This window comes from Variovorax sp. EBFNA2 (assembly GCF_033802765.1).
Classification (GTDB): Bacteria; Pseudomonadota; Gammaproteobacteria; order Burkholderiales; family Burkholderiaceae_C; genus Variovorax; species Variovorax paradoxus_H.
Window position 1 is genome coordinate 3,006,932 of sequence record NZ_CP138496.1, and the last position, 16,076, is coordinate 3,023,007.

Annotated in this window: 15 protein-coding genes; 13 read left to right on the forward strand and 2 right to left on the reverse strand. The window is 69.6% G+C overall.

Going from position 1 to position 16,076, the window contains the following annotated elements; all coding sequences use genetic code 11:
* Positions 1 to 5: 5 nt before the first annotated feature.
* The 5 genes from cbiB to RZE79_RS14060 are packed head-to-tail and all read left to right on the forward strand — an operon-like array spanning position 6 to position 3,640.
* Positions 6 to 986 carry an adenosylcobinamide-phosphate synthase CbiB gene (gene cbiB / locus RZE79_RS14040; protein WP_319360893.1) on the forward strand — a complete coding sequence of 327 codons (981 nt, stop codon included), beginning with the start codon at positions 6 to 8 and terminating at the stop codon, positions 984 to 986.
* Positions 983 to 1,999, forward strand: coding sequence for an aminotransferase class I/II-fold pyridoxal phosphate-dependent enzyme (locus RZE79_RS14045; protein ID WP_319360894.1), 1,017 nt, complete (start codon positions 983 to 985; stop codon positions 1,997 to 1,999). The genes cbiB and RZE79_RS14045 overlap by 4 nt, the downstream gene beginning before the upstream one ends.
* Before the next feature lie 54 nt (positions 2,000 to 2,053).
* The gene (locus tag RZE79_RS14050) at positions 2,054 to 2,407 is read left to right on the forward strand and encodes a CidA/LrgA family protein (RefSeq protein WP_099796764.1); all 354 of its coding nucleotides are present in this window, start codon (positions 2,054 to 2,056) and stop codon (positions 2,405 to 2,407) included.
* The gene (locus RZE79_RS14055) at positions 2,404 to 3,132 is read left to right on the forward strand and encodes an LrgB family protein (protein WP_099796765.1); all 729 of its coding nucleotides are present in this window, start codon (positions 2,404 to 2,406) and stop codon (positions 3,130 to 3,132) included. Before RZE79_RS14050 ends, RZE79_RS14055 begins: the two co-directional genes overlap by 4 nt.
* A 43-nt stretch (positions 3,133 to 3,175) precedes the next feature.
* The gene (locus tag RZE79_RS14060) at positions 3,176 to 3,640 is read left to right on the forward strand and encodes an OsmC family protein (protein WP_319360895.1); all 465 of its coding nucleotides are present in this window, start codon (positions 3,176 to 3,178) and stop codon (positions 3,638 to 3,640) included.
* A 15-nt stretch (positions 3,641 to 3,655) separates the two neighbouring features.
* Here RZE79_RS14060 and RZE79_RS14065 read toward each other — a convergent pair whose 3' ends face one another.
* On the reverse strand, positions 3,656 to 4,570 hold the full coding sequence (locus RZE79_RS14065; protein ID WP_319360896.1) for a LysR family transcriptional regulator: 915 nt from the start codon (positions 4,568 to 4,570) through the stop codon (positions 3,656 to 3,658).
* Between the two features lie 181 nt (positions 4,571 to 4,751).
* On the opposite strand from RZE79_RS14065, the gene RZE79_RS14070 reads away from it, so the two are divergent.
* The 4 genes from RZE79_RS14070 to RZE79_RS14085 all read left to right on the forward strand — a co-directional run bounded on the left by RZE79_RS14070 (position 4,752) and on the right by RZE79_RS14085 (position 11,857).
* The gene (locus RZE79_RS14070) at positions 4,752 to 5,633 is read left to right on the forward strand and encodes an alpha/beta hydrolase (RefSeq protein ID WP_319360897.1); all 882 of its coding nucleotides are present in this window, start codon (positions 4,752 to 4,754) and stop codon (positions 5,631 to 5,633) included.
* A 156-nt stretch (positions 5,634 to 5,789) separates the two neighbouring features.
* The gene (locus tag RZE79_RS14075) at positions 5,790 to 7,043 is read left to right on the forward strand and encodes an efflux RND transporter periplasmic adaptor subunit (protein WP_319360898.1); all 1,254 of its coding nucleotides are present in this window, start codon (positions 5,790 to 5,792) and stop codon (positions 7,041 to 7,043) included.
* A gap of 40 nt (positions 7,044 to 7,083) precedes the next feature.
* A complete protein-coding gene (locus RZE79_RS14080) occupies positions 7,084 to 10,356 on the forward strand; it encodes an efflux RND transporter permease subunit (RefSeq protein ID WP_319360899.1) in 3,273 nt (1,090 codons plus the stop codon).
* Positions 10,357 to 10,381: 25 nt separating this feature from the next.
* Positions 10,382 to 11,857, forward strand: coding sequence for an efflux transporter outer membrane subunit (locus RZE79_RS14085; protein WP_319360900.1), 1,476 nt, complete (start codon positions 10,382 to 10,384; stop codon positions 11,855 to 11,857).
* Between the two features lie 16 nt (positions 11,858 to 11,873).
* Here the strand turns inward: RZE79_RS14085 and RZE79_RS14090 are convergent, their stop codons facing one another.
* A complete protein-coding gene (locus RZE79_RS14090) occupies positions 11,874 to 12,149 on the reverse strand; it encodes a hypothetical protein (RefSeq protein WP_319360901.1) in 276 nt (91 codons plus the stop codon).
* Positions 12,150 to 12,202: 53 nt separating this feature from the next.
* On the opposite strand from RZE79_RS14090, the gene RZE79_RS14095 reads away from it, so the two are divergent.
* The 4 genes from RZE79_RS14095 to RZE79_RS14110 are packed head-to-tail and all read left to right on the forward strand — an operon-like array spanning position 12,203 to position 16,069.
* The gene (locus tag RZE79_RS14095; RefSeq protein WP_319360902.1) at positions 12,203 to 13,669 is read left to right on the forward strand and encodes a cobyric acid synthase; all 1,467 of its coding nucleotides are present in this window, start codon (positions 12,203 to 12,205) and stop codon (positions 13,667 to 13,669) included.
* Entirely contained in the window at positions 13,666 to 14,709 is a 1,044-nt protein-coding gene (cobT, locus tag RZE79_RS14100) for a nicotinate-nucleotide--dimethylbenzimidazole phosphoribosyltransferase (protein ID WP_319360903.1), read from the forward strand. The genes RZE79_RS14095 and cobT overlap by 4 nt, the downstream gene beginning before the upstream one ends.
* Positions 14,706 to 15,500 carry an adenosylcobinamide-GDP ribazoletransferase gene (locus RZE79_RS14105; RefSeq protein ID WP_319360904.1) on the forward strand — a complete coding sequence of 265 codons (795 nt, stop codon included), beginning with the start codon at positions 14,706 to 14,708 and terminating at the stop codon, positions 15,498 to 15,500. Before cobT ends, RZE79_RS14105 begins: the two co-directional genes overlap by 4 nt.
* Positions 15,497 to 16,069, forward strand: coding sequence for a histidine phosphatase family protein (locus tag RZE79_RS14110; protein WP_319360905.1), 573 nt, complete (start codon positions 15,497 to 15,499; stop codon positions 16,067 to 16,069). Before RZE79_RS14105 ends, RZE79_RS14110 begins: the two co-directional genes overlap by 4 nt.
* Positions 16,070 to 16,076: the final 7 nt, after the last annotated feature.

Sequence of the window (16,076 nt, forward strand, 5' to 3'; positions counted from 1 at the left end):
CTTCCATGCCCGCGCTCGATCCCTTCACCGTCTTCGCCCTCGCGCTGGTCGCCGCCCTGTGGCTGGCACTGGCCGTCGACCGCTGGCTGGGCGAACCGCCCGCGCCGCTGCACCCCGTCGTGTGGATGGGCCGCTACCTGGACTGGATCGGCAGCCGCCTCGCACCGCGCGCCGCCGACGCGAAGCCGCGCGACCTTCCGGGCTTTGCGATGGGCGCGCTCGGTTGGTGCGTGGGCGCGATGGCTGCGTTCGCCGTGGCGTCGGCGGTGCAGAGCCTGGCGATGCAATGGCTGCCAGTCTGGGCGATGGCCGTGGTGCTTGGGCTCGCGTTCAAGCCGCTCTTTGCGTGGCGCATGCTGCGCGACGAGGTGCTGGCGGTCGAGACCGCGCTGGGCGAATCGCTCGACGCGGGCCGTGCGCGGCTCGCGCGCCTCGTGAGCCGCGACGTCTCGGTGCTGAGCGAGCGCGAGGTGCGAGAAAGCGCCATCGAATCGCTGGCCGAAAACCTCAACGACTCGCTGGTGGCGCCCGTGTTCTGGTTCGTTCTGTTCGGCCTGCCGGGCGCGGCGCTCTACCGCTTCGCCAACACCGCCGACGCCATGTGGGGCTACCGCGGCGAACGCGGCGGTCGCGACTGGACCTGGTTCGGCAAGTGGGCCGCACGCGCCGACGATGTGCTCTCGTGGCTGCCCGCGCGCCTCACCGTGCTGCTGCTGGCACTCGCGGCCGGCCGCTGGCCGCGCGGCGTGGCCCGCGAAGCGCGCCGCACACCGTCGCCCAACAGCGGCTGGCCGATGGGCGCGATGGCGCTGCTGCTGGGTGTGCGGCTTGCGAAGCCGGGCGTCTATGCGCTGAACGGGGAAGGGCGCGCCGCCACCTCGGCCGACACCGCGCGCACGGCGCAGCTCGGCGAACGGGCGGCGTGGGGGCTGGCGGTGATCGCCTCGCTGGCGATGTTGTCGCCGCTGATGGCGAGGTGGGCATGACGAATCACGCCATGGTGCACGGCGGCCCCGACGAGACGGGCGCAGCGCCGCACGACTTCTCGACCAACGGCAACGCGGTCGGCTCGTGTCCCGTGGTGCTGGCCGCACTGCGCGAGGCCGACGCGGCGCACTATCCCGATCCGCGCTACACCGCACTGCGCGCCGCGCTCGCCGATTTCCACGGCGTGGCCGTGGAGCGCATCGGGATCGCCGCGAGCGCGAGCGAATTCATTCACCGCATCAGCGCGGTCGTGGCGCAGAACGGCGGTGGAGATGTCTGGCTGCCCGCACACAGCTACGGCGACTACGAACGCGCCGCCGGGGCCTGGGGCCTCGGCGTGCGGCGCGCGCCCGAAGAGGCCGAAGGCGCCGCGTTGCGCTGGTGCTGCGAACCGTCAAGCCCGTTCGGCCAGCCGCAGCCCGACATCGCGCAGCATGCCGCGAGCGATGCGGTCTGCGTGCTCGACATGGCCTACGAACCGCTGCGCCTCGAAGGCCAGCCGTCGCACGACGACGCGCAGCGCGACCGCGTCTGGCAACTGTGGACACCGAACAAGGCCATGGGCCTCACCGGCATCCGCGCTGCCTACGCCATCGCGCCCGCGAACGTCGACGTGGCCGGCCCGCTGCTGGAGCGGCTCGAGCGCATCGCGCCGTCGTGGCCGCTGGGCACACACGGCGTGGCGCTGCTCACCACTTGGACCACCGACGAAGCGCAAGGCTGGCTCGCGCGCAGCCTCGACATCCTGCGCGACTGGAAAGCGCGGCAGCGCGCCGTCTGCGAATCGCTCGGCTGGGAAGTGCTGCCCGGCGACGCCAACTTCTTCGGCGCACGGCCTGACACGCCATACCCGCCCCGCGCCGCCGCGCTGCGCGCCGAGGGCATCAAGCTGCGCGACTGCACTTCCTTTGGCCTGCCGGGGCACCTGCGCCTGGGTGTGCTGCCGCCGGCCAGCCAGCAGGCACTGAAGGCCGCGTGGGCGAGGGCCAGGGCCGCACGACACAGCGGCTGAACGCACCTCGCACCACAATAGGGCCGTCGCAAAAAAAGGAAAACAACGAGGCCCATGCTCTACGCCATCACCACGCTCTTTCTGTGCCAGCTCGCGGGCGAACTGCTCGTGCAGTGGCTGTCGCTGCCGATCCCCGGTCCGCTGATCGGCATGCTGCTGCTCTTCGTCGGCCTGCTCGTGCGGGGCGGCGTGCCGGAAGCGCTGACCGACACCTCGGGCCACCTGCTCCGCAACCTGATGCTGCTGTTCATTCCGGCAGTGACCGGCGTCATGCTGCATTTCGAGCGCGTGGGGCGCGAGTGGCTGCCGTTCCTTGCGGCCGGTGTCGTGGGCGGCGCTTTCACCATGGCGGTGACCGCGCTCACGCTGCGCTGGATGATCCGCATCACCGGCAAGGACGCTGAATGAACGCGCCCGCCAAGCTCTCTGAAATCTGGGTCTTCCTGGCCCAGTCGCCGCTGCTGTGGCTGTCGCTCACGCTGCTGGCCTACCTGGGTGCGCTGTGGCTGCATGCGCGCAGCGGGCGCAACCCGATGGTCAACCCGGTGCTGGTGTCGGTGATCGTCATCGTGGGCGTTCTGCTGCTCACGCGCACGCCTTACGACACCTACTTTGAAGGCGCCAAGTTCGTCCACTTCCTGATCGGCCCGGCCACCGTGGCGCTGGCCGTGCCGCTGTACAGCCAGGTCGGTCGCCTGCGGCGCCTGTGGCTGCCGATCGGCGTGGCGCTGCTGGTGGGCTCGGTGGCTGCCATCGTGTCGGCCATTGGTATCGGCTGGGTGCTCGGCGGTTCGCACGAGCTCTTGATGTCGCTCGCGCCCAAGTCGGCCACCATGCCGATCGCGATGGGCGTGGCCGAAAAGATTGGCGGCCTGCCGTCCCTGGCGGCCGTGGCTGCGGCCATCGCCGGCATCTCGGGCGCGATCATGGCGACCGGTTTGCTCAACCTGCTGCGCATCAAGGAACCCGCCGTGCGCGGCTTCGCTGTCGGCATGGCGGCGCACGGCATCGGCACCGCGCGGGCCATTCAGGTGAACGAAACCGCAGGCGCGTTCTCGGCGCTCGCGATGGGGCTGAACGGCATCGCGACCGCGCTGCTGGTGCCGCTGATCGTGAAGCTGATGAGCGTCTGACATTCGATCATTCATTCATTCCATCCATCGAGGAGTACGACCCATGTCCGAGTACACCGCCGAGATCATCTGGGAGCGGGGCGACCAGGACTTCCTGGCCAACACCTACAGCCGCCACCACGTGCTGCGTTTCGACGGTGGCGCGCAGGTGCCAGGCTCTTCGTCGCCGCATGTGGTGCCGCTGCCGTACTCCGATGCGTCGGCCGTCGATCCCGAAGAGATGTTCGTGGCCTCGCTGTCCAGCTGCCAGATGCTGTGGTTCCTCACCATGGCGGTGAAGCGCAAGTTCGTGGTCGACCGCTATGTCGACGCGGCTATGGGGGTGATGGAGAAGAACGCTGAAGGGAAGATGGCGATGACGGTTGTCACGCTGCGTCCGCAGGTGAGCTTTTCGGGCGAGAACCTGCCGACGCGGGAGCAGATCGAGCACATGCACCATCGGGCGCATGAGGAGTGCTTCATTGCGAATTCGGTGAAGAGCGAGGTGAGGTGCGAGCCGGTCTACTGACGCGAAAGAAGCCCCTCAGCGCTTCTGCAACCGCGGATTCTTCGCAAACAGATCCGCCGCCCAGTCCACAAACGCCCGCACCTTCGCGCTCAGGTGCCGGTTCGGCGGGTACACCACATGGATCGGCAGCGGGTCGCGCTGCCAGTCGGCCAGCACCTCGACGAGTTCACCGCTTTCCAGCAGCGGCTCGGCCGAGAAGGTGATGCACTGCGACAGGCCGAAGCCTGCGAGCACGGCCGTCATGTGGGCGTTGCTCTCGTTGACCGACACGCGGTAGGGGCCGTTGAGTTCGATGTACTCGTCGCCCTTCTTGAACTCGTGCGGGTACACGCGCCGGGTGGTGCCCGAGAAGTAGCTCACGACGTGGTGGCGCTTCTCGATGTCGTTGGGATGCTGCGGCGCACCATAGCGCTTGATGTAGGCCGGCGAGGCCACCGTGACGAAGTGCAGGGTGCCGATGCGGCGGGCCACCAGCGACTGGTCGCTGAGCTCGCCCGCGCGGATCACGCAGTCGACGTTGTCGCTGATCAGGTCGACGGTGCGGTCGCTCACGCCCAGGTCGACCTGGATGTCGGGGTAGCGGTCGCAGAAGCTGGCCAGGTTGGGCAGGATGATCTGCTGCGCCACCGAGGTGCCCACGTCGATGCGCAGCCGCCCCGTGGGGTTGGCCTGCGCATTCGTCATGCTGGCTTCCATGTCGTCGAAGTCGTTCAGCAGCCGCGCGGCGCGCTCGAAGTAGGCGGCGCCGTCGGGCGTGACGGTGACGCGCCGCGTCGTGCGGTTGAGCAGCTTCACGTGCAGGCGCGCTTCCAGCGCCTGGATCTGCTTGGTGACGGTGCCCTTGGGCAGGGCCAGAGAGTCGGCGGCACGGGTGAAGGTGCCGGCTTCCACCACGCGGACAAAGATCCGCATTGCCTGGATTTGATCCATCGAATGCCTGTTCAGGGAGACCGGCTTATGCCGGAAGGAGGCGGATTCTCACACAAGGAACGCGCCCCTACGGTATGCCCGATTGTTCTCCGTTTGGAAACAGAGTAGGGCTGTGTTTCCTGTTTCAACGCGCATGTAGCGCCTTATATTTCAACCATCGCCCATATCCCTGAGGTCGCCCATGTCACCCCGTCCATCGTCCCGGTCCGCTGAAGCTGCTGCGCTTGCCGCGGCACACGGCGTGGAGTCCGATCTGTCGATCGAGCTGCCCGGCCGCGAGCCCGTGGCTGCCCGTGTCTACGGTCAGCGTTCGCGGGGCGAAACCGTGCCGCTGGTGCTGCACTTCCATGGCGGCACCTTCATCTGCGGCAACCTCGACAACGGCCGCAACGTGGCCCGGCTGCTGGCCGGCGCGGGTGCGGTGGTGGTGTCGCTCGACTACCCGCTGGCCCCGGCGGCCCCGTTCCCGGAGCCGGTCGAGGTGGGTTATGCGGCGCTCGAATGGCTCTACAAGCAGCGCGTGAAGCTCGGCGGCAAGGGCGCCCAGGTGTACCTGGCCGGCGAAGAGGCCGGCGGCAACCTGGCGGCCAGCGTGGCCCTGGTGGCTCGCGACCGCGCCCATCCGCCGCTGGCAGGCCAGATCCTGCTGTCGCCCATGCTCGACCCGTGCGCCGGCACCGCCTCGCTGCGCAATGCCACGAACGACGAGGCCGAGTGCCGCTGGGCCACGGGCTGGGCCAAGTACCTGAGCTGTCCGTCGAACGCCACGCACCCGTACGCGGTGCCGAGCGGATCGCTGCGGCTGGCCGCCCTGGCACCGGCGCTGGTGCTGGTGGGGCCTGACGACGCGATGCGCGACGAGGCCATGACCTTCGCGGGCCGGCTGCGGTCGGCCGGCATCGAGGTCACGAGCAGCGTGCTGACCGGTGCCGACAACTGGCCCAAGGCGCTGTACGACACCGAGGCCGTGGGATGCGCATCCTGCGAAGCCAGCGTGCAGCAGCACTTCCGCGAGTTCTTCAGCGCCACCACACCGCCCCCGGCGGTCCCTGAGCCCAGCTAGACCCGCGAGGGTCCGCTCCGCCCCCTGAACCAAGCCGCCGCCTCCCCAGAGGCGGGTGGCAGGGCTTTCTGTTCTCTGAATTCCGCCTCCTGACGCCGCCAAGCGCCGGGATGGCCTGTTGCATCCCGAAAAAGTCATCGAGAAGGACGAACCATCATGTCGAACAAGAACGAACAATTGCTGTCTTCCACCGCCCGCAAGGGTCTGTGGCCCGCCGTGACCGGCCTCACCGCGGTGCTGGCCGTGGCCGCCGCAGTGGTGGGCATGTACAGCTTCAAGGCCGAGGCCACGGCCCCGGTGGCCGCGCAACAGGGCACGCCGGTGTCGGTCGCTACCGTGGCGTCGAGCGAGATCAACGCCTGGGACGAGTTCTCGGGCCGGCTCGAAGCCGTGGAGCGCGTCGATGTGCGCTCCCGCGTGGCGGGCGCCGTGCAGTCGGTGCACTTCCGCGAAGGCGCGCTGGTGAAGCAGGGCGACCTGCTCATCACCATCGACCGCGCGCCGTACGCGGCCGAAGTGGAGCGCGCTGAAGCACAGGTCGCCTCGGCGCAAGCCCGCCAGGCCTTCAGCCGCAGCGAGCAGGAACGTGCCAAGCGCCTGTGGGACGAGCAGGCCATCGCGCAGCGTGAACTCGACGAGCGCGTGAACGCCGGCCGCGAAGCCGAAGCCAACCTGCGCGCCGCACAAGCCTCGCTGCAGACCGCACGCCTGAGCTTGGGCTACACCCAGGTGCGCGCACCGGTCTCGGGCCGCATCGGCAAGCTCGAAGTGACCGTGGGCAACCTGGTGGCCGCCGGCCCCGGCGCACCGGTGCTGACCACGCTGGTGTCGGTGAGCCCGATCTACGCGAGCTTCGACGCCGACGAGCAGGTCATCACCCGCGCCCTGAAGGACCTGCCGGCCAACGCCGGCGCCCGCGGCCAGATCGACACGATTCCCGTGCAGATGGGCACCGCAGGCCTGGAGGGCACGCCCTTCACCGGCAAGCTGCAGCTGATCGACAACCAGGTCGACGCCCGCAGCGGCACCGTGCGTGTGCGTGCTTCGTTCGACAACAAGGACGGCGCGCTCATTCCCGGCCAGTTCGCCCGCATCCGCATGGGCCAGGCCCGCAACGACACCGCGCTGCTGGTGAGCGAGCGTGCCATCGGCACCGACCAGAACAAGAAGTTCGTGATGGTCGTGGGTGACGACAACAAGGCCATGTACCGCGAGGTGACGCTGGGCGCGCCCATCAACGGCCTGCGCGTGGTGAGCAAGGGCCTGAAGGCCGGCGATCGCGTGGTGGTGAACGGCTTGCAGCACATCCGCCCGGGTGCGCTGGTGGTGCCGCAGTCCGTGACCATGGACGCCAAGGCGGACACGAAGCAACAACAACCGGAACGCGTGGCCGAGGCCGCGAAGTCCTGATTTCGGAGGAGGGCGCCCTGGCGCCCGCCGGAGAACCAACATGAATCTCTCAAAATTCTTCATCGACAGGCCGATCTTTGCCGGCGTGCTGTCGCTATTGATGCTGATCGCCGGCCTGATTGCGCTGCGCGGTCTGCCGATCTCGGAGTACCCCGAAGTCGCGCCGCCTTCGGTGGTCGTGCGCGCAACGTACCCAGGCGCCAACCCGAAGGTGATCGCTGAAACGGTGGCAACGCCGCTCGAAGAGCAGATCAACGGCGTCGAAGGCATGCTCTACATGGGCAGCCAGGCGACGACCGACGGCGTGATGACGCTCACCGTCACCTTCCGCCTCGGCACCGATCCCGACAAGGCCCAGCAACTGGTGCAGAACCGCGTCTCGCAAGCCGAGCCGCGCCTGCCCGAAGAAGTGCGGCGCCTCGGTATCACGACCGTCAAGAGCGCACCCGATCTGACGATGGTGGTTCACCTCGTCTCGCCGAACAACCGCTACGACATCAACTACCTGCGCAACTACGCGGTGCTGAACGTGAAAGACCCGCTCGCGCGCATCGAAGGCGTGGGCCAGGTGCAGATCTTCGGCGGCGGCGACTACTCCATGCGCGTCTGGCTCGATCCGCAGAAGGTCGCGCAGCGTGGTCTCTCGGCTTCCGACGTGGTGGCTGCCATCCGTGGCCAGAACGTGCAGGCCGCGGCCGGCGTGGTCGGCGCATCGCCGGGCCTGTCGGGCGTGGACATGCAGCTGTCGATCAATGCGCAAGGGCGCCTGCAGAGCGAAGAAGAGTTCGGCGACATCATCGTCAAGAGCGGCACCGACGGCGCCGTGACCCGTCTTCGTGACATCGGTCGCCTCGAAATGGGCGCCGCCGACTACTCGCTGCGTTCGCTGCTCAACAACGATCCGGCCGTCGGCATGGGTGTGTTCCAAGCGCCGGGCTCCAACGCGCTCGACATCTCGGCCAACGTTCGCAAGACGATGGAAGAGCTCAACAAGAACATGCCGGAGGGCCTGGAATACCGCATCGCCTACGACCCGACGCAGTTCGTGCGTGCGTCGATCGAATCGGTGATCCACACGCTGCTCGAAGCCATCGCGCTGGTGGTGCTGGTCGTGATCCTGTTCCTGCAGACGTGGCGCGCATCGATCATTCCGCTGCTGGCCGTGCCGGTGTCGGTGATCGGTACCTTCGCGGTGCTGCACCTCCTCGGTTTCTCGATCAACGCACTGAGCCTGTTCGGGCTGGTGCTGGCCATCGGCATCGTGGTGGACGACGCCATCGTGGTGGTGGAGAACGTCGAGCGCAACATCGAGGCCGGGCTCACGCCGCGTGAGGCCACGTACCGCGCGATGCGCGAAGTGTCGGGCCCCATCATCGCCATCGCGCTGGTGCTCGTGGCCGTGTTCGTGCCGCTGGCGTTCATCAGCGGCCTCACGGGCCAGTTCTACAAGCAGTTCGCGGTGACCATCGCGATCTCGACGGTGATCTCGGCCGTCAACTCGCTGACGCTGTCGCCGGCTCTTGCGGCACTGCTGCTGCGCGGCCACGACCAGCCCAAGGACGCGTTGACGCGCGGCATGGACAAGGCCTTCGGCTGGCTGTTCCGCGGCTTCAACAGGTTCTTCCATCGCGGTTCCGAGGCCTACAGCGGCGGCGTCAAGCGCGTGATTTCGCGCAAGACGCTGATGCTGGTGATCTACCTCGCGCTGGTCGGCGTGACCTTCGGCCTCTTCAAGGCGGTGCCCAGCGGCTTCGTGCCGGCGCAGGACAAGCAGTACCTCATCGGTTTTGCCCAGCTGCCCGACGGCGCCACGCTCGACCGCACGGAAGAGGTGATCACCCGCATGGGCGAGATCATGAAGAAGAACCCGAACGTGGAAGACGCCATTGCCTTCCCGGGCCTGTCGATCAACGGCTTCACCAACAGCTCGAACTCGGGCATCGTGTTCGCCACGCTCAAGCCCTTCGACCAGCGCAAGCGCGCCGACCAGAGCGGCGGTGCGGTGGCGGGCCAGCTCAACGGTGCGTTCTCGAGCATCCAGGACGCGTTCATCGTGATGTTCCCGCCGCCGCCGGTGGCAGGCCTGGGCACGACCGGCGGCTTCAAGCTGCAGATCGAAGACCGCGCCTCGGTCGGCTACGACCAGATGGACGTCGCGGTGAAGGCCTTCATGGCCAAGGCGTATGCAGCGCCCGAGCTGACGGGCATGTTCACGAGCTGGCAGGTCAACGTGCCGCAGCTGTACGCCGATATCGACCGCACCAAGGCGCGCCAGCTCGGCGTGCCGGTGACGGACATCTTCGACACGATGCAGATCTACCTCGGTAGCCTGTACGCCAACGACTTCAACAAGTTCGGCCGCACGTACTCCGTGCGCGTCCAGGCCGATGCGCCGTACCGCGCCCGTGCCGAAGACGTGGGCATGCTGAAGGTGCGCTCGACCTCGGGCGAGATGGTGCCGCTGGCCGCGCTGATGAAGGTCAACTCGACCTTCGGTCCGGAACGCGCCATGCGCTACAACGGCTACCTGGCCGCCGACATCAACGGCGGCCCGGCCCCCGGCTATTCGTCGGGCCAGGCGCAGGACGTGATCACCAAGATCGCGGCCGAAACGCTGCCCAAGGGCGTGAGCTTCGAGTGGACCGAGCTGACCTACCAGGAAATCCTGGCCGGCAACTCCGCCTTCCTGGTGTTCCCGCTGGCGATCCTGCTGGTGTTCCTGGTGCTCGCCGCGCAGTACGAAAGCCTGACGCTGCCGATCGCGATCATCCTGATCGTGCCGATGGGCATCATGGCCGCGATGGCGGGCGTATGGATCTCGGGGGGTGACAACAACGTCTTCACGCAGATCGGGTTGATCGTGCTGGTCGGGCTGAGTGCGAAGAACGCGATTCTGATCGTGGAGTTCGCACGGGAGCTGGAGTTCGCCGGACGCACGCCCGTTCAGGCCGCGATCGAAGCCAGCCGCCTGCGCCTGCGCCCCATCTTGATGACCTCGCTGGCCTTTGTGATGGGTGTGCTGCCCCTCGTGCTCTCGACCGGTGCCGGCTCCGAGATGCGCAAGGCGATGGGCGTGGCGGTGTTCGCCGGAATGATCGGCGTGACGGCCTTCGGCCTGTTCCTGACGCCGGTGTTCTATGTGCTGATGCGCCGCCTGGCGGGCAACCGGCCGCTCAAGCTGCACGGCGAAGTGCCGCACGGCGACGACTTCGTGTCGGCCGACCATCCGGTGGCGCCTTCGCACGGCGGCGGTGGTGGCGGGCTGCATCCGGTGCCGGCCTCGCCGCGCCCCTCGCATGGCGCGCATGACTGATCGACAAGAAGAAAGAAGGTTTTCCATGACATTCGGAATCCCCACCCTGATGCGCCCCTTGCGCACCGCCATGCTGCCGCTGGTGGCGGCCCTCGTGCTGGCCGGTTGCGCCAGCGTGCCTTCGGGCATGCCCTCGGTGCCGACCGCGGCCCAGTTCAAGGAACAGCCGCAGCAGCAACCGGGTGCCACGGCCCCGGCCGGCTTCACCCGCGCCACGCCCGCCGAGGCGCAACCGCGCGGCGAATGGTGGCCGGCGTTCAACGACCCAGTGCTCAACACGCTGGTCGAGCGCGCCGCCGTCGACAACGCCAACATCCAGGCCGCCGCCGCACGGCTGGCCGAGGCGCGTGCGCTGGCACGCAGCGCCCAGGCCGACCGCCTGCCGCAGATCGGCCTGGGCGCCGGCGCCAACCGCGGTGCGGGCCTGGACAAGGCCACGGCCAGCACCCGGCCCGGCACCATGACCAACATCGGCGCCACGTTCTCTTACGAGGTCGACCTGTTCGGCCGCCTCTCGGGCGCAGCCGATGCGGCCAAGCTCGACGCGGCCGGCCGCGAAGCTTTGCTGCAAAGCACGCGGCTCGCCGTGCAAGCCGAGGTGGCACAGACCTACCTGCAGCTGCGCGCGCTCGACGCCGAGCGCGTGCTGGTGCGCGAATCGGTCGCCGCCTACCGCGACACGCTGCGCCTGACGCAGCGCCGCCAGCAGGCCGGCGACATCGCCGAGCTCGACGTGGCGCGCGTGCAGACCGAGGTGTCGTCCACCGAATCGGACGCGCTCGCGCTCGACCGCCAGCGCGCGCAGGTGGAACATGCGCTGGCCGTGCTGGTGGGCGATTCGGCCTCCAGCTTCGGCATGCGGCCCGACGACTGGGCCACCGCGCTGCCGGTCATTCCGCCGGGCGTGCCGTCCACCGTGCTCACGCGCCGGCCCGACGTGTCGGCCGCGCAGAGCGCTGTCATGGCGGCGCAGGCCCGCGTGGGCGTGGCGCAGACCGCGTGGTTCCCGAACATCTCGCTGACCGGCGCGGCCGGCTACGCCTCGCCCGAGATCGGCGACCTCTTCAAGTGGTCGGCCCGCTCGTGGGGCGTGGGCGCGCTGCTGTCGCTGCCGATCTTCGACGGCGGCCGGCGCGAGGCCGGCGTGCAGGGCGCCAACGCCCAGCTCGACGGTGCACTCGCCAGCTACCGCTCGCAGGTGCTGGTGGCGTTCCAGGAGGTCGAAGACCAGCTGGCTGCGATCCGCATCCTGCAGGAGCAGTCGGTGGTGCAGGCGCAGGCCGTGACCTCGGCGCAACGCGCCACCAGCCTGTCGGACACGCGCTACCGCAACGGCTACGTGAGCCAGCTCGACCTGCTCGACGCGCGCCGCAGCGAGCTGCGCAACCGGCGCCAGGCGCTGCAGGTGAAGTCGGCGCAGTACCAGGCGACGGTGGGGCTGATCCGTGCCATCGGCGGCGGCTGGGAAGTGCCGGCCATGGAGAAGGTGGCGACCCGCTGATCGGCGCCTTCCGGGCTCAGACGTTGTCGCCGGGGCCCGGGTGCGTCGCCGTGGCGGCCACCTGCTTCAGCGCGGCCGCACCCAGCGCGAGCGCGCTCGAATAGCTGGGCTGCGGCCGCACAGCGACCCGCAGCGGCCGGTAGCCGAGCGTGTCGGCGGTGCTGCCGGCGTCGTGGACGGCTTCGAGCAGGAGCCAGTAGAACCGGCCCGGCTCGCGTTCCTCGACCGTCAGCGCCAGATCGTTGAGGGCGGGCATTTTTTTCGGTGGGGCCCTGAGGGGCCCCATCCTCATTACGTGTGAGTCGGCCTGCCGGATTCAGTTCGGCGCTCAACGACAATCCCCGGATGAGTTCCAGAGCAACAAGCGGACCGGCGCGCTGCGTCATGGTCCTGGGCACCACGAGCGGCGCCGGCAAGAGCTGGCTGGCCACCGCGCTGTGCCGGTGGTATGTCCGCCAGGGGTTGCGGGTGGCGCCGTTCAAGGCGCAGAACATGAGCAACAACGCCCGCGTGGTCGAAGGCGGCGAGATCGGCAGCGCCCAGTACTTCCAGGCCCTGGCTGCCAACGCCGTGCCCGACGTGCGCATGAACCCGCTGCTGCTCAAGCCCGAGCGCGACACCCACAGCCAGGTGGTGCTGATGGGGCAGGTGAGCGAGTCGCTGTCGACCCTGCCGTGGCGCGGGCGCAGCGAACGCGTCTGGCCGCAGATCGTGCAGGCCTTCGACGAATTGCGCGCCGAGAACGACGTGGTCGTGATCGAAGGCGCCGGTTCGCCGGCCGAGATCAATCTCATGGCCAGCGACATCGTCAACATGCGCGTCGCCCGCCACGCGCAGGCGCGCTGCCTGCTGGCAACCGACATCGACCGGGGCGGCGCCTTCGCCCACCTGTACGGCACCTGGGCGCTGCTGCCCGAGGCCGACCGGGCGCTCATCCATGGTTTCGTGCTCAACAAATTCCGGGGCGACGCCTCGCTGCTGGCGCCCGCGCCGCAGCAGTTGCAGGAATTGACCGGCGTGCCCACCGTCGCCACGCTGCCGATGTGGTGGCAGCACGGCCTGCCCGAGGAAGACGGCGTGTTCGACGACCGCAGCCGCGCCAGTGGCGTGGTCACGCGCACCGTGGCGGTGGTTGCGTACCCGCGCCTGAGCAACCTCGACGAATTCCAGGCGCTGAAGAACGTGCCCGGCGTGCGCCTGGTCTGGGCCCGCACACCGGCCGACGTGGCCGGTGCCGACTGGATCGTGCTGCCGGGCTCCAAGCACACGAGCGGCGACCTCGCCTGGCTGCGCGCGCAGGGGCTGGACCGCGCCGTGGCCGAGCACGCGGGGCGCGGCGGCGCGGTGCTGGGCGTCTGCGGCGGGCTGCAGATGCTGGGCGAGGCGCTGGTCGATCCGCACGGCATCGACGGCAACGCGCCGGGACTCGGCCTGCTGCCGCTCGTGACCGTGTTCGAGCGCGAGAAGACCGTGCGGCACCGCGAGGCGACTTTCGCCAGCAATCTGGTCGCAGGCCCCTGGGCTGCGCTGTCGGGCGTGCGCATCGCCGGCTACGAAATCCACCACGGCCAGACCGCGGCCCACCCGCAACTGGCCCACGACGGCCGCGCCGTGATGCCCGCGGGCCTGGCCTGGCAGAACGCGCGCGGCAACGTGCTGGGCCTGTATCTGCACGGCCTGTTCGAAGACCCGGCCGCGCTGCAGGCGCTGTTCGGCACCACCGCGCCGACGCTCGACGCCACCTTCGACGGCCTGGCCGACTTCATCGACACCCACTTCGACGCCGGCGTGCTCGCCGGCCTGATCGCATGACCGACACCGACCTGATTCCCGCCGTTCCCGACATTGCCGACGCCGCACTCGCGGCGCGCCTGCAGGCCGCGCTCGACAACAAGACCAAGCCGGTCGGCGCGCTGGGCCGCCTCGAAGCGCTGGCGCTGCGCATCGGCACCATCCTCGGCACCGAGCAGCCCGTGCTCGACGCGCCGCAGATGCTGGTGTGCGCGGGCGATCACGGGCTGGCGGCGCGCGGCGTGTCGGCCTATCCGAGCGACGTGACCTGGCAGATGGTCGAAAACTTCCTGGCCGGCGGTGCGGCGGTGAGCGTGCTCGCGCGCCAGCATGGCCTGGCGCTCACCGTGGTCGATTGCGGCGTGCGGCGCGACTTCCAGCCGCGCCCTGGCCTCGTGTCGCGGCGCATCGGCGCCGGCACGGCCGACGCCTCGGCCGGCCCCGCCATGACGCCCGAGCAATGCGCCCAGGCCATCGCCAATGGCCGCGAGGTCGTGCGCGCGCTCCCGGGCAACGCGCTGCTGCTCGGCGAAATGGGCATCGGCAACAGCTCGTCCGCCGCGCTGCTGCTGTCGCGCCTGGCCGGGCTGGAGATCGGCCTGTGCACCGGTGCCGGCACGGGGCTCGATGCCGACGGCCTCGCCCGCAAGCGCGAGGTGCTGCGCGAGGTGCTCGCCTTGCACGCGGGTGCGACCACGCCGCTCGAGGCACTGGCCGCGTTCGGCGGCTTCGAGGTGGCGACGCTGGTCGGCGCGGTGCTGCAGGCGGCGCAAGAGCGGCGCGTGATCGTGGCCGATGGCTTCATCGCCAGCGCCGCCGTGCTGGTCGCGCAGGCGATCCGGCCGCAGGTGACGCAGCGCTGCGTGGCGGCGCACAGCTCGGCCGAGCCGGGACATGCGCTGCTGCTGAAGCAGCTCCGGCTCGAGCCCTTGTTGAACCTCGACCTACGCCTGGGCGAAGGCTCGGGCGGCGCGCTGGCGTGGCCGTTGCTCGAGTCGGCCTGCCGCATCCTGCGCGAGATGGCGAGCTTCGAATCGGCGGGCGTGTCGCGCCAGCAATGAACGGCGTGCGCCATTTCCTGCTGGCCGTCCAGTTCTTCACGCGCGTGCCGGTGACGGGAAAACTCGCTGCCTGGGTCGGCTTCAGCCCGCAGATGCTGCGCGCCGCTGCAGCGCATCTGCCGGCGATCGGCTGGATTGCGGGCGGGGTGGCTGCAGCGGTGTTCGTCGCCGTGGGTGCCGGCCTGCCCGGCGTCGGCGGGGCTTTTGCGGCGGCCGTGCTGAGCACCGTCGCCACCGTGATGCTCACGGGCGCCTTCCACGAAGACGGCCTGGCCGACGTGGCCGACGGCCTCGGCGGTTCGGCCAGCCGCGAGCGGGCGCTGGAGATCATGAAGGACTCGCGCATCGGCGCCTTCGGTGCGGTCGCGCTGGTGCTGGCGTTGGGCCTGAAGTTCGGCCTGCTGGCCGCGCTGGCCGCACGCGGGCTGGACGTGGTGGCGGTGTCCATCGTTGGCGCGCATGTGCTGTCGCGGCTGGCGCCGCTGTTCCTGATCCGCTGGCTGCCCTACGTGGGTGACAGCAGCGGCAGCAAGGCCAAGCCGCTGGCCGACGCGATCAGCGGCGGTGCGCTGCTCGTCGCCGTGCTCTGGGCCGTGCCCGTCGTGGCGTTGCTGCTGTGCGCGCACGACGCGGTGCACGTGGGCGTGGCGCTCGTGGCGCTGGCGCTCGCGGCCGGCTGGATGGCGCGGCTCTTCGTGCGTCGCCTGCAGGGCTTCACGGGCGATGGGCTCGGCGCCACGCAGCAGGTGTGCGAGCTGGCGATCTACCTCGCGTTGGCGTGGAAGGCATGAGCACTGCGACGGCCCAGCTCTGGCTGCAGCGCCACGCGCCGGTGATCGCGCCGCAGGGTCTGTGCTACGGCGCGACTGACATTGACGCGCACGTCGACGGCACACAGGCCGCGGCAGAGCGCATCGCGTCGGTGCTGCCGGCCGGCATCGTGCTGTGGAGTTCGCCGCTGCGGCGTTGCGCCATGCTGGCGGATGCCATCGTCGCGCTGCGGCCCGACTTGTCGGTGCGACGCGATGTACGCCTGGCCGAGATGAATTTCGGCGCCTGGGAAGGGCGCCTGTGGTCGGCCGTGGCCCGTGAAGAGTTCGAGGCCTGGACGGATCGTTTTGCCGACGCCCCGGCGGGCGGCGACGGTGAGAGCGTGCGCGGCTTCATGCAGCGCGTGGCTTCGGCGCATGCCGACTGGCTGGCGACCGGCGCCGACGCGCTGTGGGTCACGCATGCCGGCGTGCTGCGGGCGGTGCAACTGTTGTCGCAGGGTGTGTCGTGCCCCGAGCGGGCCGATCAATGGCCCAACGACGCGGCGGCTTTTGGCGACTGGCGCGTGGTCGCAGCGCCGGTCGCCTGACGAAGCG